23 protein-coding genes are annotated in these 23,019 nt (G+C 32.5%); 13 read left to right on the top strand and 10 right to left on the bottom strand.

Annotated features, from left to right (window positions below; all coding sequences use genetic code 11):
- Positions 1–21: 21 nt before the first annotated feature.
- Both NLG42_RS22875 and NLG42_RS22880 read right to left on the bottom strand, forming a co-directional pair.
- Positions 22–234: a hypothetical protein gene (locus NLG42_RS22875; RefSeq protein WP_233207038.1), complete on the bottom strand. Its 213-nt coding sequence runs from the start codon at positions 232–234 to the stop codon at positions 22–24.
- 205 nt (positions 235–439) lie between these two features.
- Positions 440–919: a Dps family protein gene (locus NLG42_RS22880; protein ID WP_089053277.1), complete on the bottom strand. Its 480-nt coding sequence runs from the start codon at positions 917–919 to the stop codon at positions 440–442.
- A gap of 109 nt (positions 920–1,028) precedes the next feature.
- Here NLG42_RS22880 and NLG42_RS22885 point away from each other — a divergent pair, with 109 nt between their 5' ends.
- Positions 1,029–1,970 carry a LysR substrate-binding domain-containing protein gene (locus NLG42_RS22885; protein ID WP_089058710.1) on the top strand — a complete coding sequence of 314 codons (942 nt, stop codon included), beginning with the start codon at positions 1,029–1,031 and terminating at the stop codon, positions 1,968–1,970.
- A gap of 36 nt (positions 1,971–2,006) precedes the next feature.
- Here NLG42_RS22885 and NLG42_RS22890 read toward each other — a convergent pair whose 3' ends face one another.
- Both NLG42_RS22890 and mnmC2 read right to left on the bottom strand, forming a co-directional pair.
- A complete protein-coding gene (locus NLG42_RS22890; RefSeq protein WP_089053175.1) occupies positions 2,007–2,204 on the bottom strand; it encodes a hypothetical protein in 198 nt (65 codons plus the stop codon).
- 166 nt (positions 2,205–2,370) lie between these two features.
- A complete protein-coding gene (mnmC2, locus tag NLG42_RS22895) occupies positions 2,371–3,036 on the bottom strand; it encodes a tRNA (5-methylaminomethyl-2-thiouridine)(34)-methyltransferase MnmC2 (protein ID WP_257682510.1) in 666 nt (221 codons plus the stop codon).
- Between the two features lie 310 nt (positions 3,037–3,346).
- Between mnmC2 and NLG42_RS22900 the strand changes: the two genes are divergently transcribed.
- A complete protein-coding gene (locus tag NLG42_RS22900) occupies positions 3,347–4,417 on the top strand; it encodes a branched-chain amino acid aminotransferase (RefSeq protein ID WP_257682511.1) in 1,071 nt (356 codons plus the stop codon).
- A gap of 253 nt (positions 4,418–4,670) precedes the next feature.
- Here NLG42_RS22900 and NLG42_RS22905 read toward each other — a convergent pair whose 3' ends face one another.
- Positions 4,671–5,051, bottom strand: a complete 381-nt coding sequence (locus NLG42_RS22905) for a pyrophosphohydrolase domain-containing protein (protein ID WP_089053172.1) — start codon at positions 5,049–5,051, stop codon at positions 4,671–4,673.
- Between the two features lie 83 nt (positions 5,052–5,134).
- Here NLG42_RS22905 and NLG42_RS22910 point away from each other — a divergent pair, with 83 nt between their 5' ends.
- From NLG42_RS22910 to NLG42_RS22930, 5 genes are all read left to right on the top strand, one after another.
- Positions 5,135–5,323: a hypothetical protein gene (locus tag NLG42_RS22910; RefSeq protein WP_099719356.1), complete on the top strand. Its 189-nt coding sequence runs from the start codon at positions 5,135–5,137 to the stop codon at positions 5,321–5,323.
- A gap of 157 nt (positions 5,324–5,480) precedes the next feature.
- Complete coding sequence (locus NLG42_RS22915; RefSeq protein WP_257682512.1) at positions 5,481–6,668, top strand: SRPBCC family protein; 1,188 nt, start codon at positions 5,481–5,483, stop codon at positions 6,666–6,668.
- Between the two features lie 78 nt (positions 6,669–6,746).
- Positions 6,747–7,289 carry an RNA polymerase sigma factor gene (locus tag NLG42_RS22920; RefSeq protein WP_089058705.1) on the top strand — a complete coding sequence of 181 codons (543 nt, stop codon included), beginning with the start codon at positions 6,747–6,749 and terminating at the stop codon, positions 7,287–7,289.
- Positions 7,290–7,322: 33 nt separating this feature from the next.
- Positions 7,323–7,736: a hypothetical protein gene (locus tag NLG42_RS22925; RefSeq protein ID WP_089058704.1), complete on the top strand. Its 414-nt coding sequence runs from the start codon at positions 7,323–7,325 to the stop codon at positions 7,734–7,736.
- Positions 7,737–7,754: 18 nt separating this feature from the next.
- Positions 7,755–8,213: a sensor of ECF-type sigma factor gene (locus NLG42_RS22930; protein WP_089058703.1), complete on the top strand. Its 459-nt coding sequence runs from the start codon at positions 7,755–7,757 to the stop codon at positions 8,211–8,213.
- A 76-nt stretch (positions 8,214–8,289) separates the two neighbouring features.
- On the opposite strand, the gene NLG42_RS22935 is transcribed toward NLG42_RS22930, so the two are convergent.
- Complete coding sequence (locus NLG42_RS22935) at positions 8,290–9,351, bottom strand: beta propeller repeat protein (RefSeq protein ID WP_099719359.1); 1,062 nt, start codon at positions 9,349–9,351, stop codon at positions 8,290–8,292.
- A 237-nt stretch (positions 9,352–9,588) separates the two neighbouring features.
- Between NLG42_RS22935 and NLG42_RS22940 the strand changes: the two genes are divergently transcribed.
- The 3 genes from NLG42_RS22940 to NLG42_RS22950 all read left to right on the top strand — a co-directional run bounded on the left by NLG42_RS22940 (position 9,589) and on the right by NLG42_RS22950 (position 14,428).
- The gene (locus NLG42_RS22940) at positions 9,589–10,950 is read left to right on the top strand and encodes a hypothetical protein (RefSeq protein ID WP_257682513.1); all 1,362 of its coding nucleotides are present in this window, start codon (positions 9,589–9,591) and stop codon (positions 10,948–10,950) included.
- Between the two features lie 134 nt (positions 10,951–11,084).
- The gene (locus tag NLG42_RS22945; protein ID WP_089058701.1) at positions 11,085–13,058 is read left to right on the top strand and encodes a KUP/HAK/KT family potassium transporter; all 1,974 of its coding nucleotides are present in this window, start codon (positions 11,085–11,087) and stop codon (positions 13,056–13,058) included.
- A 149-nt stretch (positions 13,059–13,207) separates the two neighbouring features.
- Positions 13,208–14,428, top strand: a complete 1,221-nt coding sequence (locus NLG42_RS22950; RefSeq protein ID WP_257682514.1) for an RsmB/NOP family class I SAM-dependent RNA methyltransferase — start codon at positions 13,208–13,210, stop codon at positions 14,426–14,428.
- A gap of 80 nt (positions 14,429–14,508) precedes the next feature.
- Here the strand turns inward: NLG42_RS22950 and NLG42_RS22955 are convergent, their stop codons facing one another.
- Positions 14,509–15,552: an AMP-binding protein gene (locus tag NLG42_RS22955; protein ID WP_099719362.1), complete on the bottom strand. Its 1,044-nt coding sequence runs from the start codon at positions 15,550–15,552 to the stop codon at positions 14,509–14,511.
- An 8-nt stretch (positions 15,553–15,560) separates the two neighbouring features.
- Entirely contained in the window at positions 15,561–16,493 is a 933-nt protein-coding gene (locus tag NLG42_RS22960) for a CPBP family intramembrane glutamic endopeptidase (protein WP_257682515.1), read from the bottom strand.
- Between the two features lie 114 nt (positions 16,494–16,607).
- On the opposite strand from NLG42_RS22960, the gene arsC reads away from it, so the two are divergent.
- The gene (gene arsC / locus NLG42_RS22965; protein ID WP_257682516.1) at positions 16,608–16,952 is read left to right on the top strand and encodes an arsenate reductase (glutaredoxin); all 345 of its coding nucleotides are present in this window, start codon (positions 16,608–16,610) and stop codon (positions 16,950–16,952) included.
- A 91-nt stretch (positions 16,953–17,043) separates the two neighbouring features.
- Positions 17,044–19,506, top strand: coding sequence for a TonB-dependent receptor (locus NLG42_RS22970; RefSeq protein ID WP_257682517.1), 2,463 nt, complete (start codon positions 17,044–17,046; stop codon positions 19,504–19,506).
- Positions 19,507–19,659: 153 nt separating this feature from the next.
- Here NLG42_RS22970 and NLG42_RS22975 read toward each other — a convergent pair whose 3' ends face one another.
- Entirely contained in the window at positions 19,660–19,833 is a 174-nt protein-coding gene (locus tag NLG42_RS22975) for a hypothetical protein (protein ID WP_089053158.1), read from the bottom strand.
- A 371-nt stretch (positions 19,834–20,204) separates the two neighbouring features.
- On the opposite strand from NLG42_RS22975, the gene fumC reads away from it, so the two are divergent.
- Positions 20,205–21,590 (top strand): class II fumarate hydratase, encoded by a 1,386-nt coding sequence (gene fumC, locus NLG42_RS22980; RefSeq protein ID WP_257682518.1) that lies wholly within the window; start codon positions 20,205–20,207, stop codon positions 21,588–21,590.
- A 122-nt stretch (positions 21,591–21,712) separates the two neighbouring features.
- On the opposite strand, the gene NLG42_RS22985 is transcribed toward fumC, so the two are convergent.
- Positions 21,713–22,915 (bottom strand): NAD(P)-dependent oxidoreductase, encoded by a 1,203-nt coding sequence (locus NLG42_RS22985; protein ID WP_257682519.1) that lies wholly within the window; start codon positions 22,913–22,915, stop codon positions 21,713–21,715.
- Positions 22,916–23,019: the final 104 nt, after the last annotated feature.

The raw sequence follows: 23,019 nt of genomic DNA on the forward strand, positions 1-23,019 counted from the left end.
GTTCAAAATAAATCGGAAGTATTATGCCAAGTTGGGAGGTGGAGCAAAAATGCTCGGAGAAATATTGTCTAGTTTTACAATATTTTCAGACGCGATCGTCTTTTTTTCAATATAAACAGGCATAACAACTTCATGTTGAAGTATTGCTGGATAAACAGCAGCCTTAAGTTCTTTATGAGAATGCTCTTCTTCAGAAAAACTGAAAAATATAGACGTATCCGTGCTTTTCTTCATCACCGTAATAATTGTAGGGGTAGATAAGAAAGCAATGAATATGAATAATAATATGCGAGCAACTAATTTCATTCCAGCAAAAATAACGTTATACAAACAAAATCAAAGCATCCAACCAAAATTTTCATAGAAATTTAACATTCATAAAAAAGACAGAATGTGTAACCTACTCATTCTGCCTCTTATTTCACTAACAAACAAGTTATTACAACTCCTCGTCAAGCCAAGCGTTCATCATCCAGATCGTTTTTTCCTGCTCTGCAATAAAATCACTCATCATCGAATTCGTACCTTCATCGTTAATTTCTGCAGATTTATTCAATATTTCACGCTCAATTTTTAGTAAATCCGATAAAGAACTCACAATTAAATGAACCGCTTTCTCATCATTTGATATGTTTTTTCCAACAGTTAATTTGTTATTTTTAATATAATCCTCAAATGTATGCAAAGGTGTTCCTCCAATTGTCAAAACTCTTTCGGCGATCATATCAATTTTTAATTGTGAATCTGTATACAATTCTTCAAATTTAACATGAAGATCGAAGAAACGTTTTCCTCGAATATTCCAATGAATTCCTCTTAGATTTTGATAATAAACTTGAAAATTTGACAATAGAACATTTAATTCTTTTACTAATAACTCTGATTCTTTTACTGGAAGTCCTAAAATATTTGTTTTCATAATTTTCATTTTTTATAATGAGTTTACTACAAATTTAAGCTAACTTCTTCAAAAAAAACATAAAAAAAAATTATATTTAGTTATTTTTGCATCAAAAAATTCTATTAAAATGACGATAACTCAATTACAATATGTATTAGCCGTTGCAGAGCATAAAAATTTTACGCTTGCTGCTGAAAAATGCTTTGTGACTCAGCCTACTTTAAGTATGCAGATCCAAAAAATTGAAGAAGAACTAAATATTTTAATATTTGATCGAAGTAAAAAGCCAATTCAGCTAACTGATATTGGGCAAAAGATTGTAAACCAAGCAAAAAACATTGTAAACGAAGCGGACCGAATTAAAGATATTGTTGAGCAGCAAAAAGGTTTTATCGGCGGAGAATTTCGATTAGGAATTATCCCAACTATTATGCCGACTCTTTTGCCTATGTTTTTAAATAATTTCATTAAGAAATATCCAAAAGTAAAACTCTTAATAGAAGAGCTTAATACAGATGAAATTATTATAAAACTAAAAAATGGTCATTTGGACGCTGCTATTGCTGCAACTCCGCTTGAAGATGAAAAGATAAAAGAGATCGTTTTATACTTTGAGCCTTTTGTAGCCTATATTCCAGAACATCATAGCAGTTTTCAAAAAGAAGAAATCGAAGTTGCTGATTTAAACATCAATGAAATTTTACTTTTACAAGACGGGCATTGTTTTAGAGATGGAATTTTGAATTTATGCAAACACAGTGCTGATGCTGATCAAAATAATTTTCAAATTCAAAGCGGCAGTTTTGAAACCTTAATAAAATTAGCCGATGAAGGTTTGGGCACAACACTACTTCCGTACTTGCACACTTTAGACTTAAAAGAATCCGATAAACTGAAACTACGAAATTTTAAGGAACCTAAACCCGCTCGCGAAGTAAGTTTAATTTACCCTAAGAGCGAATTAAAAATGCAAATTATTGATGCACTTAGATCAACAATTGCCGGCGTTGTAAAAGGAGCCATTGTTTTTCAAAACGTGCAAATCATCAGTCCGCTGCAAAAGAAATAAAAATAAAAAAGGAGCCAATTTTCGGCTCCTTTTCTTTTATACTTTAATTAGTAGTAGACTTTGTTTTAGTTCTGGTTTTTCAATTATAAAATTTAATAACCATTCTTGCAATTGTTCCATTTCGTATGGTAACAGTGTTTTGATAGCTTTTTCTAATTCTTTGCAGAAAAGTATCGGATCGAAACTTACTCTTTCAAGTATTGATTTCGTGTAATCAAACATTATTTTTGACATAATAAAATAAGATTTTCGGGGGTTATCTATTATTTTAAACTCGAGCCAAATTTAAGCAAATATCATTCATAAAGACAATTTTTAACTTATTTTTTTAAAAACTTTAGCAGCGAATACGTTTTCTTAGTGCATATAAATCAATCTAGAATAATTCTAAATAACTCATTTAGACCTTTTTAAAAGCTCGAAACATCTCTCTTTTCCCAGGAGGTCCTGTTAATTTTTCAACAGTAAATCCAACTTCAATCATGCTTCTTTTAACAACTCCTCGAGCGGCGTAAGTAACAAGAACGCCATTTGGCTTTAAACTATTGTACATTTTCTGAAAAATGGCTGTACTCCAAAGCTCCGGCTGCACTCTATATCCGAAGGCATCAAAGTAAATCAAATCAAAAATTTCTAAATCGTCAATTTCATCAAAAAATTGTTTTCTTTTAGTTAACGAAAATCTTGAATTAATTTCCACTTCTTGATTCCACTCGCTTTCATGCATTTTTTTAAATACTTCCGAAAAACTTTCTGCTTCTAATTCTTGGACATAATTCATTGCCAAAACTTCGCTTGCATCGATCGGATATGCTTCTACTCCAACATAATTAATATTCTGTTGTTTTACTTCAGATTCTAAAAAAGTAATAAAAGCATTTAAACCAGTTCCAAAACCAATTTCAAGAATAGAAACTGGATTACGCTCAAATAATGACAAACCATTTTTTATAAATACGTGTTTTGCTTCCTGAATAGCACCGTGTTTTGAATGATAACTTTCGTTCCATTCTTCCAAATGAATTGTTGTTGAGCCATCTAGCGTTTTAATTATTTCTCTTTTCACGATTTTCAAATTTTACAATGACTTTTCATTGATTTATTGCTCATTTTCACAGTCAAATTTAGTCAAAACAAATGCGTAAAGCCTTAAAAAACGACACTTTTTTCATAAAATCTTTATAAAACTTAGCTAAAATTTTAGGTTTATTATTAGATAAACAAATCTCAGTCAAATGCAGGAATTAATGTAGTTTTACTAAACAAATTATATATTTTTCCGTAATTTTGCATTCAACAAAACCTATTCTTCATCAGATCATTACGTTATATTTTCATTTGAAAGAATACAAATTAGATAAAAACTTTACATAATTATGAGTACAACTCAAACAAGCAAAATTGAAATCAGAAAAGCTACTTCTTCTAAGATAAGCTCTGTAGACTTTGAAAACTTAAGCTTTGGTGCTGTATTTACAGACCATTTATTAGAATGTGATTATAAAGACGGACAATGGCAGGCTCCGGTCATTAAGCCTTATGCTCCTATTTTAATGGATCCATCTTCTAAAGTCTTTCATTATGGTCAAGCAATTTTTGAAGGAATGAAAGCTTACAAAGATGATAATAATGATGTTTGGTTGTTTAGACCCGATGAAAACTACAAACGTTTCAACAATTCTGCTGTTCGTATGGCAATGCCGGAAGTTCCAGAAGATGTATTTATGGAAGGTTTGAATGAATTATTAAAAATCGATCAAGAGTGGATTCAAAGAGGAAACGGAGCAAGTATGTACATTCGTCCTTTTATGATTGCTACAGGACCTGGCGTAATCGCAAATCCATCTGATGAATATAAATTCATGATTTTACTTTCTCCAGCAAAATCATATTATGGAGGTGAAGTAAAAGTAATTATTGCCGAGCACTACAGTAGAGCTGCAAATGGCGGAATTGGTGCTGCAAAAGCTGCAGGAAACTACGCTGCTCAGTTTTACCCAACTAACTTAGCAAACAAAGACGGTTTTCAACAAGTTATTTGGACTGATGATGCTACGCATACAAAATTAGAAGAAGCTGGAACAATGAACGTTTTCTTCAGAATCAATGATACTTTATTAACAGCTCCAACAAGCGAAAGAATTTTAGATGGTATTACCAGAAAAAGTTTAATTGCATTGGCTGAAAAAGAAGGCTTAAATGTTGAAGTTCGTCCAGTAATTGTTTCTGAACTAGTTGAAGCTGCTAAAAACGGATCTTTAAAAGAAATTTTTGGAGCTGGAACTGCTGCAGTTATCAGTGTAATTAAAGGATTCTCATATAAAGGTGAATATTATGAAATGACTCCAGTAGAGAATTCATACGCTTCATTCTTAAAAGAAAAACTAACAAGTCTTCAAAACAAACTTTCTGAAGATACTTATGGATGGACAGTTAAGGTTCAATAATTCAAAGATATTTAAATATAAAAACCCGACAGATTTTAAAAATCTGTCGGGTTCGTTTTTTTTCACAATCTTGTCATTTCGACGAAGGAGAAATCTCCACAAGTAACTCCGCAACGAAAGACCAATCTTTGTAGAGCTTCTAGCGAAGATTTCTCCTTCGTCGAAATGACAAAAATAACGCAAAGCTTTGCGAACTTTACGTTTTTATAAGAACAGTAGAAAAAAACTTAGCGTTCTTTGCGCTTAATCTTCTTTACAACAACTTCGAAAAATCAGGTTTAAAGTAATTTGGCCCTTTCATCACTTTTCCATCTTCACGATAAATCGGTTTCCCATCTTCACCAAGCTTACTCATATTACTACGTTGAATTTCATCAAAAACAGCTTCAATTTTATCCTGCAAACCGTGCTCGATAATTGTTCCGCACAAAATATACATCATATCACCAAGAGCATCAGCAATTTCAACTAAATCATTATTTTGAACCGCTTCAAGATATTCTTCATTTTCTTCTTTCATTAAATTATAACGAAGCAGTTTTTTAGTTTCTCCCAAATCAGCAATTGGAGTATGACTATGACCTATTTTAAAAGCAGTATGAAATTCAGTAACTGCATCTAATTGTTTCTTCATGTTTTTATTTGATTAAATGAAATGGCAAATTAGCAACAATTCGTATACAATTCTCTAAATTTGTCAAAAATAATTTTTAAAGTATGTTTAGTCAAGGACAATTAATTTTCGGACTCTGTTTTTTTATCGCATTTGTAATCGTAATGATTTTCGCTTACCGCAAAGATCTTGTACTTCATAAAGTTTTTTACAAGGGAAATTATAAAGTCCTTATTGCTTTTCTACTTTTTATTGCGATTTTATTTGCGATCAAAATCTTTTTAAAGAGATAGTCAGCCATATTAAACTTTCAAGAAAAGTACAATTTAACCATTCCCCGATCGTTATTTTATAAAGTCCTTTAATTGGAGAAAACGGAATCCAACTTTTATTTTTGTTATTAGTTTGGACTCGCAATAAAATTTATAACTTTACGCAAAACCTGCACAAATGAAGATTCTAAAATATTTATTTCTTTTACTATTATTAAGTTTAGTCGCTCTAACCGTTTTTGTTGCCACCCAAAAAGGGATTTTTTCTGTTGAAAGAAGCAAAGTCATCAATTCGCCAAAAGCTACAGTCTATAATTATGTAAATGATTTTAGAAATTATGAAGATTTTGAATCTTGGTCAACGGAAGATCCATCTATAAAAATGACTTTTCCGAACAAAACCAGCGGAAACGGCGCTTCATTTTATTGGTCGGGTGACGAAGGCAATGGAAATGCAATTACCTTAAAAACAAAAGAAGGTGAAAGCATTGAACAAAAAATGAAATACGACGGCACAGAGGCTGACGTAACTTGGACTTTTAAAGATACTTTAGCAGGAAAAACAAAAGTTACTTGGAAAGCAAAAGGAACTATGAGCTTTTTGTTTAAAATATACACGGCGCTAAATGGCGGTTCCGACAAGGTTATTGGTACTATTTACGAAAAAAGCCTTGCAAATATTGACAAAAATCTAGATTACGAAACAAAAACTTATGCCGTAGAAGTAAATGGAGTTGTAAAGAAAACTGAAACACCTTACATCAAACAGACTTTTACCAGCGAAATTCAGAAAGTAAATAAAAACGCTAGAATTGTAATTCCGAAACTTATTCAGTTCAGCGAGACCAATGGTTTAAGCACAACTGGAAAGCCGTTTATTATTTATCATACTTATGACACTGCATCAGGATTGGCAAAAATTTCGATATGTCTTCCTATAAACAAAGAAATCTCAATTAGTTCTGGAAGTGATATTTTATCAGGAAAACTAAATGGTTTTGATGCTGTAAAAACAACTTTAAAAGGTGATTATTCGCATACTAACGAAGCTATTTCAAAAACAACAGCATACATCAATAATCAAAAGATAAAACCAGAATTAACCTGGTCGCATCTTGAAATTTTATCGATCAGTAAATTAGATGTAAAAAGTCCGTCTAAATTAATAACAGAGATATATTTCCCTATTATTCCTAAAATCGTTCCAGCGACGCCTGTTAGTTCTCCAGTTTATTCGCCTGAACCAGAAGAAGGTGTTGATACTGTGACACATGAAGCGGCAAAACCTGCGGTGACAAAACCAGTAACTCCAAAACCTGCCGCTGCACCAACACAAAATAAAGAAGAAGAGCAATCAGAATTCTAAACTTTTGAAGGTGGTCATTAAACCTTTTGTTTAAAATTCATTCTAACACTATATAAAAGGTTTGATAAATCAAAAAGTTTGACAGACGAGAAGGAATTTATACAACAATTATTAAATCCTAAAACGCAAAATACAGCGTTTCAAAAGCTCCTATCTGATTATCAAAAACCATTGTATTCTCATATTCGAAATATTGTTTTGAATCATGATGATGCTGACGATGTTTTACAAAACACTTTCGTTAAAGTATTTCAATACTTAAAAAACTTCAAGGAAGAAAGCAAACTTTTTTCCTGGATGTATCGCATTGCAACAAATGAAGCTTTGACTTTTTTAAATCAGAAAGCAAAACTAAATGGTATTACATCTGAAAGCCTGCAGAACAAAACAATTGATAATTTAAAATCAGATGTTTATTTTGATGGTGATGAAATTCAGATCAAGCTTCAAAAAGCAATAATTACATTACCAGAAAAACAGCAGTTAGTTTTTAAAATGAAGTATTTTGAAGAATTAAAATACGAAGAAATTTCAGAAATTCTTGGAACGTCGGTTGGTGCATTAAAAGCATCTTATCATCATGCCGTAAAAAAAATAGAAATATATGTTACATCAAATTAAACCTTTTGTAACGAAACTTATCTTATTGTTATTATGAAAGCATTTAAACTAGAAAACGAACCGAAAATACCATCAGGATTTAAAACTCCTGAAAATTATTTTGATACATTTTCGGCAAAAGTTTTACAGCAGATAAACGAAGAAGAGATTAAAGTAATTCCGATTTACAAGCGCAAAAAAACAATGACACTTATTGCTGCCGCTGTAGTTGGTATTGCATTAATGATTCCTGTTGTCAACAATTACAACGCAACTTCAAAAGAACTTGATGAAGCAACTTTAGAAACCTATTTATCTTATCAATCAAATTTGAATCAATACGATTTGCTTCGAGAATTAGACACTAAAGACATTGAAAAGCTGAATAAAAATGTTGCGCTGGAACAAGAAACTCTAGAAGATATTTTATCATCTAATCCAAATATTGAAAATTTAATTTCTGAATAAAAACATAAAAATTAAAATATGAAAACTAAAAATATACTAACATTCCTTCTGTTTTTAGTAAGCTTTTCATTTTACGCTCAAAATGACAAAGCAGATGACAAACGTGAAAAAATCAAAGCATATAAGGTTTCTTTTTTAACAACTGAATTAGAGCTTACTTCAACTGAAGCTGAAAAATTTTGGCCTATCTATAATACTTATGACGACAAACAATATGAACTGCGTCATAACAAAATGAAAACCTACCTGCGTAAACTAGATGATGATAATCTAAGTTCACTTTCAGAAAAAGAAGCAGCAGTATTATTATCACAAATCGAATCTACAGATAAAGAACTTTATCTTTTACGTGAAAAATACACAGCAAATCTTAAAAAAATACTTTCGGCAAAGAAAATATTAAAGCTTAAAAAATCAGAAGATGATTTTAATCGAAAATTATTAAAACAATATCGAGACAAAGCAGGAAAAAATTAAGCTTCTTAAAAATACAACAGCGATAAGAACCCTATATAATAATACTTACTTTATTATTTAGGGTTCTTGTTTTTTTTTACTTAAAATTAAGTCTAACTACTTTATTATGTCCTGCAGCAATTGCCGTATTTCTATTGATAAATCGAACAGTAAAAAACTTCGTATCTGTAGATAATTGCGTCCAATTTTCACCTCCATTTTGAGAATACTGAATTCCCTCAGAGCCTACACAAATAATTTCTTTTCCATTTCCTCCCGGAACATATTGCACACATGATGCATAGCCAAAGCCCATATTCTGTCCAATCAATTCCCAAGTTTTCCCTCCATCTTTTGTAAAAGCTTTGTTATCTACTTTTTTACTCGGATTCTCGTAGTCACCACCAGCAATAAAACCGTGTTTAGCATCATAAAAATCAGCTGTAAAAATACCTGTCATTGTTTTTCCTTGAACAATTGGAGTCTCAACAACTTTCCATGTTTTTGCCTTATCGGCCGAATAAAAAACACGTGCTTTTTTCCCGCCTGAAACCAGCCAAGTATCATTTCCTTTTATAACAACATTAGTATTACTAGCTGCAAAAGCGGCTTCTCCAACTGCATTTGTAGGTAATTTATCGGATAATATCTTAGTCCAAGTTTCTCCTCCATCACGAGTAACAATTATAGAAAAAGTATCTTCTGTTGGATCTCCAATGGCAATACCTTCTTTATCATTCCAAAACTGCATACTATCGTAAAAAACTTTCGGATTAACCTCTTTATAAACCAGTTTTACTTTCTTGTCTTTTTTATCAACGGAATAAAGCAAAGCTGGATTTGCAACACTTAATAGAAACACATTTTTTGAAGTTTGCGCAATGCTTCTAAATTCTAATTTAAGCGTATCACGATAAATATGTTCTTCAAACTTCTCTTTTTTATCTAAATCATAGTAGCCAAAACGAGAATTATCAGCTCCATACCACACTTTATTTTTATCGATTAAGATTGCTCTTATGCTAATTTTATCTTTAAATAAAGTATCTATTGTCATTGATGTAAAACCACTGCTGTAACTAACTTCGGTTTTATAATTAAATGTTCGAAATGACATCAATAAAATAAAAATACCACAAAATAAAACTAGTTTTTTCATATAAATTAAGATTTGGCTGTTGCTAAAATACAATTTATTATAACATTTCAAATAAGTTTTCGCTTTTTTATAAAACAACTTTTTTCTCTCCTTTATCTATCAAAGAAAAACACAATCTTCAAACAACAAAACATAAACATCTGAAATAAAAACACTTAAGGACACATTAAGCAACAAACAAATTTGTGGCATAGTAATTGGATATCTCAAAACATTAATACTTAATATGATTTTATCATGAAAACTAAACTACTTTTTATAGCGCTCGCAGCATTAGTTTTAGGTTCTTGTTCAGCACAAAGCCAAACTACTGTTTACGCAAAAAACTCAGACATTAGTGATAACTTAGATCTTAGAGCGGTTGCTTCAATGTTTGGAGAATCAGCAAATCTTCAAGATTTTGAAAGACGCTTAAATGATCCTAAATATCAAATTTCAAATCTTGATTTAAACGGCGATGATCAGGTTGATTATTTACGTGTGATTGAATCTGTTGAAAACAGAACGCACGTTGTAATTATTCAAGCTGTATTAGATCGTGACGTTTATCAAGACGTCGCTACTATTGATGTAGAAAGAGACAATTACAACAAAGTAAGCGTTCAGATTGTAGGAAACTCGTATTTATACGGTACAAACTACATTTATGAGCCAGTTTATAATGTAGTTCCTGTAATTTATTCTTCGTTCTGGGTTACTAATTACCGACCTTATTATTCATCATGGTATTGGAATTATTACCCAACTTATTACGCCGCTTGGAGTCCATATCCTGTTTACAGATATAGAAATAATATAAATGTTTGCATCAATGTGAATAATAGCTACAACTACGTAAACTACAGAAGAAGCTATAGAGCTCCAGTACTTTATGAATCAAGACGTACTTATGGCTACGAAAGAATAAGACCAAATTATAGTTTCGAACAAAGACACGCTAACACAGGAAACAGATACGATTTAGATCAAAGACGAATTGCAAGCAGAGAATCAAACAGATCTCAAAATACTTATAATTCAAACAGATCAAACACAAACAGAGTATCTTCTAACAGTGATTTTGGAAACAGTAGAAATTATAACGACAACAGATCAACATCTAATAGAAATTATAACAATACAAATCGTTCAACAAATTCTAGCAGAGAAAATTCAACAATTGTATCTAATCCAGTAAGAACAGAAAGCGGCAGAAACAATTCGACTGTTTCTTCTCCAAGAACTTCTTACGAAACTAGAACAAATAGAGTTTCTGAGCAGACAAATCAGCCCTCTAGAGATTATTCTGAAAGCAGAACAAGTTCAAACAATAGAATTAATACTGAAAGAAGTGTTCCAGTTCAAAGAACTGAATCACCAAGAAGTTATTCTGATAGAAGTTCAACAAATAGAACTGTCAATCAATCAGCTGCACCTGTGCAAAGAACAGAGTCACCAAGAAGCTATTCTCAAAACAGAGGCAGTTCTGACAACTCCTCTTATTCAAGACCTCAAAGCGCTCAGCGTTCTGAATCTTCAAGAGGAAATCAGGAATCAAGAAGCAGCCAGCCGCAGAGAGAAAGCAGTTCTGGTTCAAGAGAAGGCGGACGAAGAGGATAACTTAAATATTCTATTTTTTATTTAAAACTAAAAGCACAATTTGGGGATTGTGCTTTTTTTTATCTTTTTAATTATAATTGCTGCTAATTTGTTTTAAAACAGTAAATTTGCAACCGTCTTTTATAAAAATATACATGAGCGCATCGCATAAAAACTTACATAGTAAGTTGTCTATAGGGGGTTTATTGATAACATTAGGGATTATTTATGGAGATATTGGTACGTCTCCATTGTATGTAATGAAAGCCATTCTTGGCGACCATACCATTAATGCCGACATTGTATTAGGCGGTATTTCATGTGTGTTTTGGACTTTGACATTGCAAACCACTATAAAATATGTGCTTATAACTTTAAGTGCCGACAATCACGGCGAAGGTGGGATTTTTGCCTTATATGCCTTAGTTAAGAAAACTAAAATACAATGGCTCATTGTGCCCGCGATTATTGGAGGAAGCGCACTGCTGGCAGATGGTATTATTACACCGCCAATCTCAATTTCGTCAGCAGTTGAAGGTATTAGAGCATTTTATCCTACAATGGAAACTCAAACCATTGTTTATATTGTAATTGCTATTCTTTTTGTCCTATTTACGATACAACAATTTGGAACTAAACTAGTTGGAAAGTTTTTCGCTCCAATGATGTTGATTTGGTTTGCCATGTTGGGAACATTAGGATTTATTCAGATTATGCACTTCCCTGAAGTTATAAAAGCTATAAATCCGTATTACGCTTATCACTTATTATCTGTTCATCCTGACGGTTTCTTTGTTCTTGGTTTTGTATTCTTATGTACTACAGGAGCTGAAGCTTTATATTCAGATATGGGACATTGCGGTCGAAAAAATATTAGAATAAGCTGGATGTTTGTAAAAACGACTTTGGTATTAAATTACTTTGGTCAAGCAGCGTATCTTATTCACCATGAAGGAAGTACTCTACAGCAATTAGGCGGTGAAAACGGGAATCCGTTTTACCTGATTATGCCGCATTGGTTTTTACCATTTGGTATTGTTGTAGCAACTTTGGCTGCGGTTATTGCTTCTCAAGCGCTTATCAGTGGATCATTTACTTTGATCAATGAAGCAATGCGTTTGAATTTCTGGCCAAAAGTAAAAATCAAATATCCTACTGAGGTTAAAGGTCAATTATATATTCCGTCAATAAACTGGTTACTGTTTTTTGGTTGTGTTGGTATTGTACTGCACTTTGAAAAATCAGGAAACATGGAGCATGCATATGGTCTTGCGATTATTTTATGCATGATCATGACTACAATTTTGCTGAATTATTACTTAATCATGAAACGTGTAAAACTGTATTTCATGGTGCCTCTTATTACGATTTACTTATTAATCGAATTCAGTTTCCTTATTGCAAACATTACAAAATTTGCTGAAGGAGGTTATGTAACTTTAATCATTGCGAGTATACTTATTTCTATAATGACGATTTGGTATCTTGCTAAGAAAATCAACAAGAACTATACAAAAGTTGTCAAAATTGACGATTATAAAAAGGTATTAACCGAGTTGAGCGAAGACCTTTCTATCCCTAAATATGCTACGCACTTAGTCTATATGACGAATGCAAATCGTGTTGATGAGTTAGAGGAAAAAGTAATTTACTCGATCCTGCAAAAACGTCCAAAAAGAGCCGACATTTACTGGTTTGTTCACGTAAACATTCTTACTGAACCTTATAAAACACAATATAAAGTTACCGAAATTGCTAAAGACGACATTTACAGAATCGATTTCAATTTAGGTTTTAGAGAACCTACAAAAATCAATTTAATGTTTAGAGAGGTAATTCGTGATATGGTGAAACGCGGTGAAGTTGATATTACGAGCCGTTATGAATCATTGAACAAAAACAATATTATTGGAGACTTTAAATTTGTATTGTCTGAGAAATTTTTATCAAATGACAACGATTTAAGATGGCACGAAAATATCATTATGAACTCTTATTTCTTTATCAAGAAACTGAGTTTGTCTGAAGAAAGAGCTTTTGGCCTAGACAGCAGCTCTGTAAAAATAGAGAAATTCCCAATGGTGCTTCATGCTCCTGAAAACATTGGATTAACAAGAATTATAAAATAACAAACTGCTTGCAGAAACTATTCAAAAAACACTCTTTTAAATTTTATCAGAGTGTTTTTTTTTCTTTTGAAAGAAAGTCAAAGAACAATCAAAATTAAAAATTTAACTTTCAAGCAATTAATAGTACCTTTGCAGCTCAAATATTAGAAATGAGATTACACAGAAATTTAGTTTATACTACCATCGACTCTTTGAATGCAATTTTCAATGAAGGAGAATACGCAGACAAAGTGGTAGCCAGAGCATTAAAAAAAGACAAACGTTGGGGAAGTTCTGACAGGAAGTTTGTTGCTGAAACGATATACGAAATTGTTCGTTGGAAAAGATTATACGCAGAAATTGCAGAAGTTAAAGAACCTTATGACAGAGACAATCTATGGAGAATGTTTGCTGTTTGGGCTGTTTTAAGAGGATATACAATTCCCGATTGGAGACAACTAGAAGGAACTCCTGAAAGAAAAATCAAAGGACGTTTTGATGAATTATCAAAAGTAAGAGCTTTAAAAGAATCTATTCCAGATTGGATGGACGAATTGGGCGCGAAAGAACTTGGCGAAAAAGTTTGGTCGAAAGAAATTACAGCTCAAAACCAGCCTGCTAAAGTTATTTTAAGAACCAATACATTGAAAGGGACTAAAGAAAACTTGAGAAACACGTTGATGGATTTAAATATTGAAACAGAATATTTAAAAGATCAGCCGGAAGCTTTAGTATTAAAAGAAAGAGCAAATGTATTTTTGACAGATGCTTTTAAACAAGGACTTTTTGAAGTTCAGGATGCCAACTCACAATTGGTTGCAGGTTTTCTAGATGTTAAACCTGGAATGCGTGTTGTAGATACTTGCGCTGGAGCAGGTGGAAAAACTTTGCACATCGCTTCTTTAATGGAGAACAAAGGGCAATTGATTGCAATGGATTTGTATGAAAGCAAACTAAAGCAATTAAAATTAAGAGCAAAAAGAAATGGCGCTTTTAACATCGAATACCGCATAATTGACTCTACAAAAGTGATCAAAAAACTGCATGAAAAAGCAGATCGTGTATTAATTGATGCGCCTTGCAGCGGATTAGGAGTTTTAAAAAGAAACCCTGATTCGAAATGGAAATTACAACCTGAGTTTATCGACAATATTCGTAAAGTTCAGAGTGAAGTTTTAGAAAGCTATTCTAAAATTGTAAAACCAGGCGGAAAATTAGTTTATGCAACTTGTTCCGTTTTGCCATCTGAGAATCAAGAACAAGTACAAAAGTTCTTAAAAACTGAAATCGGACAGCAATTTACTTTTGTAGAAGATCGTAAATTATTGGCTTCAGAATCTGGTTTTGACGGATTTTACATGGCACTTTTAGAAAGAAAGAAAGAAATATAAATTTCATCACGATATCTTCGAGATTAAATTCCAAATTCCAGTTTTCAAACTTGGAATTTGGAATTTTTTATTTGGATTCTTTAAGATTGTAAACTCGGTTTACGCAGCAGTTTTCCGTTTTCATTTTCTTTAAACTTCGGAACAAAAACAATTTCTTTCGGCTTTTCGAATTTTCCTAAAACATCAAAGAAATCTGGTGCAAAATCTTGTTTTTCACCTTCAATCACTAAAATTAGTTTTTCACCCAAAGTCGTATCCGGCACACCAGTTACAAAAAAACGACTGTTAATTTTCCCTGCCAACTTCGCTTCTATCTGCTCAGGAATCAGCTTTACGCCGCCACTGTTAATTACATTATCAAATCTTCCTAAAAAGCTAAACTGATTCTCATTTACTAAATCTACCAAATCATTAGTAACAATAGGTTCATTAGAAATTGAAGACACATAAATAATCAAGCAGCCACGATCATCTTTTTCAATCTTTACATTCGGCAAAATTGAAAAGACACTTTCTCCTACTCTTTTGGCCGCAATATGCGTTATAGTTTCCGTCATCCCATAAGTCTCATAAATCTCCGTTTTTAAAGGCAGTAATTTCTCCTCAAGCGAGCTGTCAATTTTTGCTCCTCCAATAATTAACTTTTTAATGTTTTTTAACTTTCCAATCGAATTTTGAACCTGTAAAGGCACCATTGCTACAAAGTCATACTGCTTTTTATTATAAGCCAAAGGCTCTGTACTTGGCACTACAACATCAAGTTCTAAACCTAATATTAAACTTCTAACCAACATCATTTTTCCTGCAATAAACTGAGTTGGCAAACAAAGCAGTGCTTTATCTCCCGGTTTCAAACCAAAGAAATCTCCAGTTGCGAGTGCTGATTGAATCATAGCTTGTTTCTCAAGCCTTACTAATTTCGGAAGACCAGTTGTTCCAGAAGTCGTCATTTCGATATAATCTTTATGATCAAACCAATCCAGAAAAAATTCACCAATAGATCGCTCATATGCATCGCCTTCTTTGATAAAACTATATCCAATTTGACACAAATCTGCAGCGTTCAAGTGATAACCGTCTAATTTAAAATAATTGTGTACATTTTTATGTGTTAAGTTTGGCATGATTGTATTTAATTTGATAATTCTGTTAGATTAATTTTACCTGTTAATTTCTCTTTCCAATTGGTCCAATTGTATTTTTTACTGTAAATAAAAAGCAATATTGGATATACCACAACGACTGGAAAAATGACATCAAAACCAGCTGAAGGTTCTGATAAATCAATAAAAATAGAGTGTGTCTGAAATACTGTCCAATCTGAAGTAACCAATAAAGCTCCCACCAGATTATTCGCGGCATGAAAACCTAAAGCCAGTTCCATTCCCTCATCCATTAATGTAATAATTCCCAGAAGTAAACCTGTTCCTATATAATAAACCATTATAATGTATCCCATTTTTGTAACCTCTGGATTCAAAATATGCATAAACCCAAATATCAAAGAAGTCATCATAAGCGGAAACCATTTATTCTGTGCTAAATTAGCGAAGCCCTGCATTAAATATCCTCTAAAAACATATTCCTCAGTACTTGTTTGAATAGGAATTAAAATTACGGCTATAACTACTAAAATCAAAAACGGAATCAATTTAAAATTCCACACAAACTTTTCTGGCGCTTGAAAATATAAAAATGAAAAACTTGCAATCGAAAAAACTGACCATAACGCAAATGAAAACAAAACACGGCTCCAATCGACCTTTTTACGACTGGTAGTAACCGATAACATGGTTTGATGATGTATGTATTTTACAACAAAATAAACACCTGCGAGCGCAAAAGCAAACGAAAGCATTATTAAAAACAAAGTAAGATTTGGCTCGAATATTTTTAATGCTGCATCGTTGTCCGTTGGAAAACCAGTTTTATCTGAAAAACTTTTCCAAAAAACAGCAATTGTAAAAGGTACCTGCCCAACAAATGAAGCTGTAATAACAAAAACTGAGCCTAGAAGATACTTCCAAAATTTATTTTCAGGTTTAACACCTTGTTCTAAAAACATATATTTAAAATTTTTAAAATGAGAATTCTATTTAAATAGTAAATCCTATTTTTGTTATTGCTAAAATACCGCTTTTTTACAGAACCTATTTCAGCACACTTTAAATATAACAAAATGATACAAATTTATCACAATCCACGCTGCGGAAAATCAAGAAACTGCCTTGCTTTTATTGATCAGACAAATCAAGAATATGAAATAATTCCATATTTAACTGAAACACCAAGCTTTAGTGAATTAAAAGAACTTCTTAAAAAGTTGAACCTGCAGCCCAATGAATTGGTTAGAACCAAAGAAAAAATTTGGATAGAAAACTACAAAGAAAAAACCTTGACTAATGATGAAATTATTCAAGCAATGACAGATAACCCAATTCTAATTGAACGTCCAATTGTTATAAAAGACGGAAAAGCAATTATTGGGAGAGATTTGGATAAAGTGGCTTCTTTTTTAGATTAATACTAAATACCAAATTAACATTTTTTTATGATCTTACACTTTAAACCAAAAGCTACATTTGCGGTCTAAAGAATCAAAGAAACCAAAAAAAATGAAGAAAATCAAATTCGCTGTAATTCTTGTATTGCTTTTTACAAGTTTTTACAACTATGCACAGCAGGGACCGCCTGCAAAAAACAAGGTAAAAATTACTGGAAAAGTTTTAGAAAAAGTTAGTAAACAACCGTTGGAATATGCAACAATTTCAATCACTGCTCCAAACGATACTAAAGTTATTGCTGGTGGAATCACCAATCCAAAAGGTGAATTTGATGTAGCTGTTGCACCCGGAATTTATGATATTAAGATTGAATTTATTTCGTTTAAACCAACCGAATTAAAACAAAAAAGCATTAAAGGAGACACTAATTTAGGTGTTATAAATTTATCTGAAGATGCGGCCCAATTAAATGAAGTTGTAGTTCGTGCAGAAAAATCAACAGTAGAAATTAAACTAGACAAAAAGGTTTACAATGTTGGTCAAGATATGATTGTAAAAGGCGGAACTGTTAGTGACGTTCTAGACAATGTACCATCTGTTTCTGTTGATACTGAAGGAAATGTAAGTTTACGAGGAAGTGACAATATCCGAATTTTAATTGACGGAAGACCTTCTAATGCAATAAATGTTGCAGAAGCTTTACGTCAGCTTCCTGCAGACGCAATTGATAAAGTTGAAGTTATCACAAATCCATCAGCGCGCTACGATGCCGAAGGAGGATCTGGAATCATCAATATCGTCCTTAAAAAAGGTAAAAATCAAGGTTTTAACGGAACATTTATTGCTTCTACAGGACTTCCTGAAGCTTATGGATTAACCGCAAATCTAAATTATAAAACAGAAAAATTAAACTACTTTACTACTTTAGGTTACAACCACAGGACTAATGAAGGAGGAGGTTTAACCAATACATCTTATTTTAACGCCGATGGTACGCCAAAAGGTTTCTTAGATGAAGATCGTGATACCAAAAGAGAATCTGACGGATTTAATGGAAGAGCCGGAATCGAATGGACGGTTGCGCCAAATACTTTCTGGACAAATGCCATCAATTACCAAAACAATTCTGGTAACACAAGAGATTTAATCAATTACAGTAATTTTGATTCTAATCATAACTCTACTGGTAATTCGTTTCGTTTAAATAACGGAGATACCAGCAGTCAGAATGTAGAATATACGTCGAATTTCATTAAAAACTTCAACGATAAAGGACACAAACTTACAGCTGATTTATCTATTTCTAGAAATACAGACAATAACAATAGTATCATTACAGCATCGCCAAATTACAATACAACGCTGAACGATCAGGTACAAAAACAAGTACAATTACAAGCAGATTATGTATTACCGCTTGGAAAAAAAGGCCAATTTGAAGCTGGATATAAAGGAAGTTTTGGCGATTTAAATAACGAATACTTCGTTACAGATGATTCAGGAGCAAAAGATCCAAACCTATCAAACACTTTAGAATACAAAGAGAATATTAATGCTCTTTACACACAATACGGCTTCAAAGTAAACAAATTCTCGTATTTGTTTGGCTTACGTTGGGAAGACACCAATATTCAAGTAAACTTATTAGACAACAACGATTTCAATACTAAAAAGTACAACAACTTGTTTCCAAGTGCTTTTATCAGTTATGAAATTTCAGATCAAAGTAACTTTACAGCAAGTTACAGCAAGCGTTTAACAAGACCTAGAGGTCGTTTCATGAATCCAGCTGTTAACTACTCCAGTAACGTTAACATTTTTCAAGGAAATCCTGACTTAGATCCATCGTTAACAGACAAATATGACATTGGATATATCAAACGCTGGGACAAAGTAACTTTCAATACTTCAGCTTATTTTGAAGATACCAAAGATGTATTCAGCTTTGTTAGAACTCCAAATGGTGAAGAAGTAAACGGAATTCCCGTTATTTTAAGCAGACCTATTAACTTAGGTAAAGAGCAAAAATTTGGTTTTGAGTTTACCTTAAATTACACTCCATTTAAATGGTGGAGAATCAACAGTAACTTCAATCTTTACAACGTAAAAACAACTGGAGAAAATACTTATGTTGATACTAAAGGCAATACAGTAGTACAAAACCTTGACAATCAAGCTAATTCTTGGTTTGCAAGAATCAACTCTAAACTGACTTTACCATACAAAATTGACTGGCAATTGAATGCTACTTACAATGGCGAACAAAAAACAGCACAAGGTAAAAACTTAGGTCAATTTGGAATGAACACTGCTTTAAGCAAAGACGTTATGAAAGATAAGGCAACAATTGCTTTCAACATCAGTGATATTTTCAATTCAAGAATCATGAGATCGTACACTTACCTTCAAAATGACACTACTCTTGAAAGTCAGAGATCATATGGTGAAATGCAATTTCGTAAACGCCAATTCAATTTATCATTTACGTATCGTTTTAACAAACCTAAAAATGATAGAGAAAAAGCACCTAGAAATGACGGCGGCGGTGACGGTGGCGGCGATTTCCCAGGATAAACTATATTAAATTCCAATAAAAAAATCCAAATTCCAAGTGTAAAACTAGAATTTGGATTTTTTTTATTTTTGAAATTTAGGATTTCTGTATTTATACTCCATAAAAAAAAGGACTCGTAAAACGGGTCCTTTTTTTATGAAATCAATCTAAAATTAAATTGATTGTTCTTCTTGTCTTTTTTTGGCTCTTTTTTCTTTGAACATTTCCCAGCTTGCTCCCGTAACCCAATAAGATACGAAACCAACTAAGAAAAACATTAACCAAAACCCTATAGTTAGTACGGTTAAGAAAAGTAAAAAGCCTAAGTACTGTGAAAATTCAAACATGTTTTCCGGAATTTTTGAATGTTACGACAAATGTAAGTTATAAATTCTTCGTTGGCAATAAAATCTAAATCAATTTTCATGAAATAACATTTATACGTATATTTATATTCATTTTAAATAAGCTTTTTTTCAAATCATTATTCAACTGTCTAAATTAGAACAACATGAGTATTTCTAGGAGCTAAAACCCGCTGTCCGCTATATCTTTTGTGTCGAACACCGTCACAAAAGGATGCCGCTTCCATCAGGGCTAGGGCATTCATTTTCAAAAGAAACACATTTTTCAAACAAAAAAGCAACACATTTTATATCTCACAATCGACATTTCACATTAACCGAATACATTTTACAAACAACATAATTATAACAAAATGAAATACAGAATAGAAAAAGACACCATGGGCGAAGTTCAAGTCCCAGCCGATAAATATTGGGGTGCGCAAACCGAACGTTCTCGAAATAATTTTAAAATTGGAAATTCAGGATCGATGCCCAAAGAAATCATCGAAGGATTTGCTTATCTAAAAAAAGCAGCTGCTTATGCAAATTACGATTTAGGTGTTTTGCCTATCGAAAAAAGAGACGCAATTGCCGAAGTGTGTGATGAAATTCTGAACGGAAAATTAGACGATCAATTTCCATTAGTAATTTGGCAGACAGGTTCAGGCACGCAAAGCAACATGAACGTAAATGAAGTAATTGCAAACCGCGCACAAGTTCTTAAAGGCTTTGAAATTGGTGAAGGCGAGCAATTTATTAAAGCAAATGACGATGTTAATAAATCACAGTCATCAAATGATACTTTCCCAACTGGAATGCATATTGCAGCTTACAAAATTATAGTAGAAACCACAATTCCCGGAGTTGAAAAACTTCATGCGACATTGACCAAAAAAGCCATTGAATTCAAAAATGTTGTAAAAATTGGCCGTACTCATTTAATGGACGCTACTCCTCTTACACTTGGTCAGGAAATTTCAGGCTATGCGGCTCAACTTGCGTTTGGACTAAAAGCACTAAAAAACACTTTAGCCCATTTATCAGAAATCGCTTTAGGCGGAACCGCCGTTGGAACAGGGTTAAACACTCCAAAAGGCTATGATGTAAAAGTTGCGGCATATATTGCAAAGTTCACAAACCACCCTTTTATAACTGCCGAAAATAAATTTGAAGCTTTAGCCGCACACGATGCAATTGTTGAAACACATGGAGCATTAAAACAGTTAGCTGTTTCTTTAAACAAAATCGCAAATGATGTTAGAATGCTGGCTTCTGGACCACGTTCTGGAATTGGCGAAATTCATATTCCAGAAAACGAACCCGGATCATCTATTATGCCCGGAAAAGTAAATCCAACACAATGTGAAGCTTTAACAATGGTATGCGCTCAGGTAATTGGAAATGATATGGCAATTGCTGTTGGCGGAATGCAGGGACATTATGAGTTAAATGTTTTTAAACCAGTTATGGCTGCCAACTTCCTGCAATCAGCGCGTTTACTTGGAGATGCCTGCGTGTCATTTGATGAACATTGCGCACAAGGAATCGAACCAAATTATAAACGAATTAAAGAGTTAGTAGACAATTCTCTAATGCTTGTAACAGCGCTAAATACGAAAATTGGTTATTACAAAGCCGCAGAAATTGCTCAAACTGCACACAAAAACGGAACAACTCTAAAAGAAGAAGCAGTTCGTCTAGGCTACGTAACTTCTGAAGATTTTGACACTTGGGTTAAACCTGAAGATATGGTTTAATTGTGAATTGCTAATTAACTCGTTGCGGGTAATTAATACACAAATCATTTAATTATATAAAAAAGAGCTTTCTAAAATTTTAGAAAGCTCTTTTTTATAATGACACAGTTTAGAACAAATAATTATTTACCATCTACATAATCCTGTAAATAACTGAATCTTTCGGTTAATTTACCTTTTTCAGTGATTTTTGCACGTTTTAAAATCCCGTCTTTATCTCCGTTGAAAAAAGCAGGAATTACATGTTCCATAAATTGTTCTCCAAAACCTTCACTTGCATCTTTCGGAATCTCACAAGGTAAATTATCAACTGCCATTACCGCTACAGCAGCTGGATGAAAGAAATCAACTTCTTTATCTTCTAAAGGAAAATAACCATATAAAGGTTCAGCAATCGTCGATGAACGAATCGTACAAGCAATTGGTCCATTAACATCACATGAAATATCGGCCACAACTTTCAACTTACAATCACTCGCATTCAGCATTTCTTTTGTCAAAATCATCGGAGCATTATTAGCATAAAAATGACCTGCAAAATAAATATCTGAAACCTTAGTAAATTTTTCAAAATCTGAAGTATATTCTTCAGGATGATTTACAAAATCTTTAAAATCTAAAGTTTGACCATCAAGTCTTTTATTATATTCTAAAACATCCAACTGAACATAAACAGCCTGCGAGTATTTTTTAGTCAGATAATTATCAATCGTAATCTCTTTTACTTTGATAGCGTCTAAAATTTCTTTTACGCCGCTTCCCACTTTCCCAGTTCCAGTAACAACAAACTTCAAAGCCGGCATTGTTATACGTTTTAAATGCATAATCAAAGCATCTTTTCCTGAAAGGGTTTCTGCTTTAGGAAGTTTAAATAATTCAAACTTTAATCCAAAAGCACGAATTCCGTTATAAACCCCAACCATTCCAGCGTATTTCCCGAAACCAATTAAACGATGATCGTTTGCATCAACAATAGTTTCATGATCATACAAATCAATATTTTTTTCTAAAATTGCCTGTAATAGTTTTCTATTATAAGGTTGTTTTTTGATGGTATGAGAAAAAAAGAAATAGGACTTATTTGGAATTAAATTTTCAACAGGAACTTCTTTCACTCCAAATAAAACATCACAGTTTGAAACGTCATCAGAAACTGTAATCCCCATACTTTTATATTGTATATCCGAAAAAATCCTAATATCAGAACTTTCTACCTCTACGACCGCTTCGTGATACTGTTGTTTCAGTTTAGCCAATTCATCAGGAGCAAACACTACACGTCGATCTGGTGGGTTTTTTCTTTCTTTTATAATTCCAAATTTCATTCAAACAAGTTTAAAACATTAATTAATATAACTTTTTACATCGTTTTTGTTTCAAATATAACAAATTTCGTTAAAGTTTTGTTGTAAAAATACAATTTAGAATG

Origin of the sequence: Flavobacterium plurextorum, from assembly GCF_024638035.1 — a bacterium.
In the GTDB taxonomy this organism is placed as follows: Bacteria; Bacteroidota; Bacteroidia; order Flavobacteriales; family Flavobacteriaceae; genus Flavobacterium; species Flavobacterium plurextorum.

Excerpts from the sequence above, each read along its gene's own strand:
- NLG42_RS22875 (WP_233207038.1), bottom strand. The coding sequence starts at position 234 with ATGAAGAAAAGCACGGATACGTCTATATTTTTCAGTTTTTCTGAAGAA.
- NLG42_RS22880 (WP_089053277.1), bottom strand. The coding sequence starts at position 919 with ATGAAAACAAATATTTTAGGACTTCCAGTAAAAGAATCAGAGTTATTA.
- NLG42_RS22885 (WP_089058710.1), top strand. The coding sequence starts at position 1,029 with ATGACGATAACTCAATTACAATATGTATTAGCCGTTGCAGAGCATAAA.
- NLG42_RS22890 (WP_089053175.1), bottom strand. The coding sequence starts at position 2,204 with ATGTCAAAAATAATGTTTGATTACACGAAATCAATACTTGAAAGAGTA.
- NLG42_RS22900 (WP_257682511.1), top strand. The coding sequence starts at position 3,347 with ATGAGTACAACTCAAACAAGCAAAATTGAAATCAGAAAAGCTACTTCT.
- NLG42_RS22905 (WP_089053172.1), bottom strand. The coding sequence starts at position 5,051 with ATGAAGAAACAATTAGATGCAGTTACTGAATTTCATACTGCTTTTAAA.
- NLG42_RS22910 (WP_099719356.1), top strand. The coding sequence starts at position 5,135 with ATGTTTAGTCAAGGACAATTAATTTTCGGACTCTGTTTTTTTATCGCA.
- NLG42_RS22915 (WP_257682512.1), top strand. The coding sequence starts at position 5,481 with ATGAAGATTCTAAAATATTTATTTCTTTTACTATTATTAAGTTTAGTC.
- NLG42_RS22925 (WP_089058704.1), top strand. The coding sequence starts at position 7,323 with ATGAAAGCATTTAAACTAGAAAACGAACCGAAAATACCATCAGGATTT.
- NLG42_RS22930 (WP_089058703.1), top strand. The coding sequence starts at position 7,755 with ATGAAAACTAAAAATATACTAACATTCCTTCTGTTTTTAGTAAGCTTT.
- NLG42_RS22935 (WP_099719359.1), bottom strand. The coding sequence starts at position 9,351 with ATGAAAAAACTAGTTTTATTTTGTGGTATTTTTATTTTATTGATGTCA.
- NLG42_RS22940 (WP_257682513.1), top strand. The coding sequence starts at position 9,589 with ATGAAAACTAAACTACTTTTTATAGCGCTCGCAGCATTAGTTTTAGGT.
- NLG42_RS22945 (WP_089058701.1), top strand. The coding sequence starts at position 11,085 with ATGAGCGCATCGCATAAAAACTTACATAGTAAGTTGTCTATAGGGGGT.
- NLG42_RS22950 (WP_257682514.1), top strand. The coding sequence starts at position 13,208 with ATGAGATTACACAGAAATTTAGTTTATACTACCATCGACTCTTTGAAT.
- NLG42_RS22955 (WP_099719362.1), bottom strand. The coding sequence starts at position 15,552 with ATGCCAAACTTAACACATAAAAATGTACACAATTATTTTAAATTAGAC.
- NLG42_RS22960 (WP_257682515.1), bottom strand. The coding sequence starts at position 16,493 with ATGTTTTTAGAACAAGGTGTTAAACCTGAAAATAAATTTTGGAAGTAT.
- arsC (WP_257682516.1), top strand. The coding sequence starts at position 16,608 with ATGATACAAATTTATCACAATCCACGCTGCGGAAAATCAAGAAACTGC.
- NLG42_RS22970 (WP_257682517.1), top strand. The coding sequence starts at position 17,044 with ATGAAGAAAATCAAATTCGCTGTAATTCTTGTATTGCTTTTTACAAGT.
- NLG42_RS22975 (WP_089053158.1), bottom strand. The coding sequence starts at position 19,833 with ATGTTTGAATTTTCACAGTACTTAGGCTTTTTACTTTTCTTAACCGTA.
- fumC (WP_257682518.1), top strand. The coding sequence starts at position 20,205 with ATGAAATACAGAATAGAAAAAGACACCATGGGCGAAGTTCAAGTCCCA.
- NLG42_RS22985 (WP_257682519.1), bottom strand. The coding sequence starts at position 22,915 with ATGAAATTTGGAATTATAAAAGAAAGAAAAAACCCACCAGATCGACGT.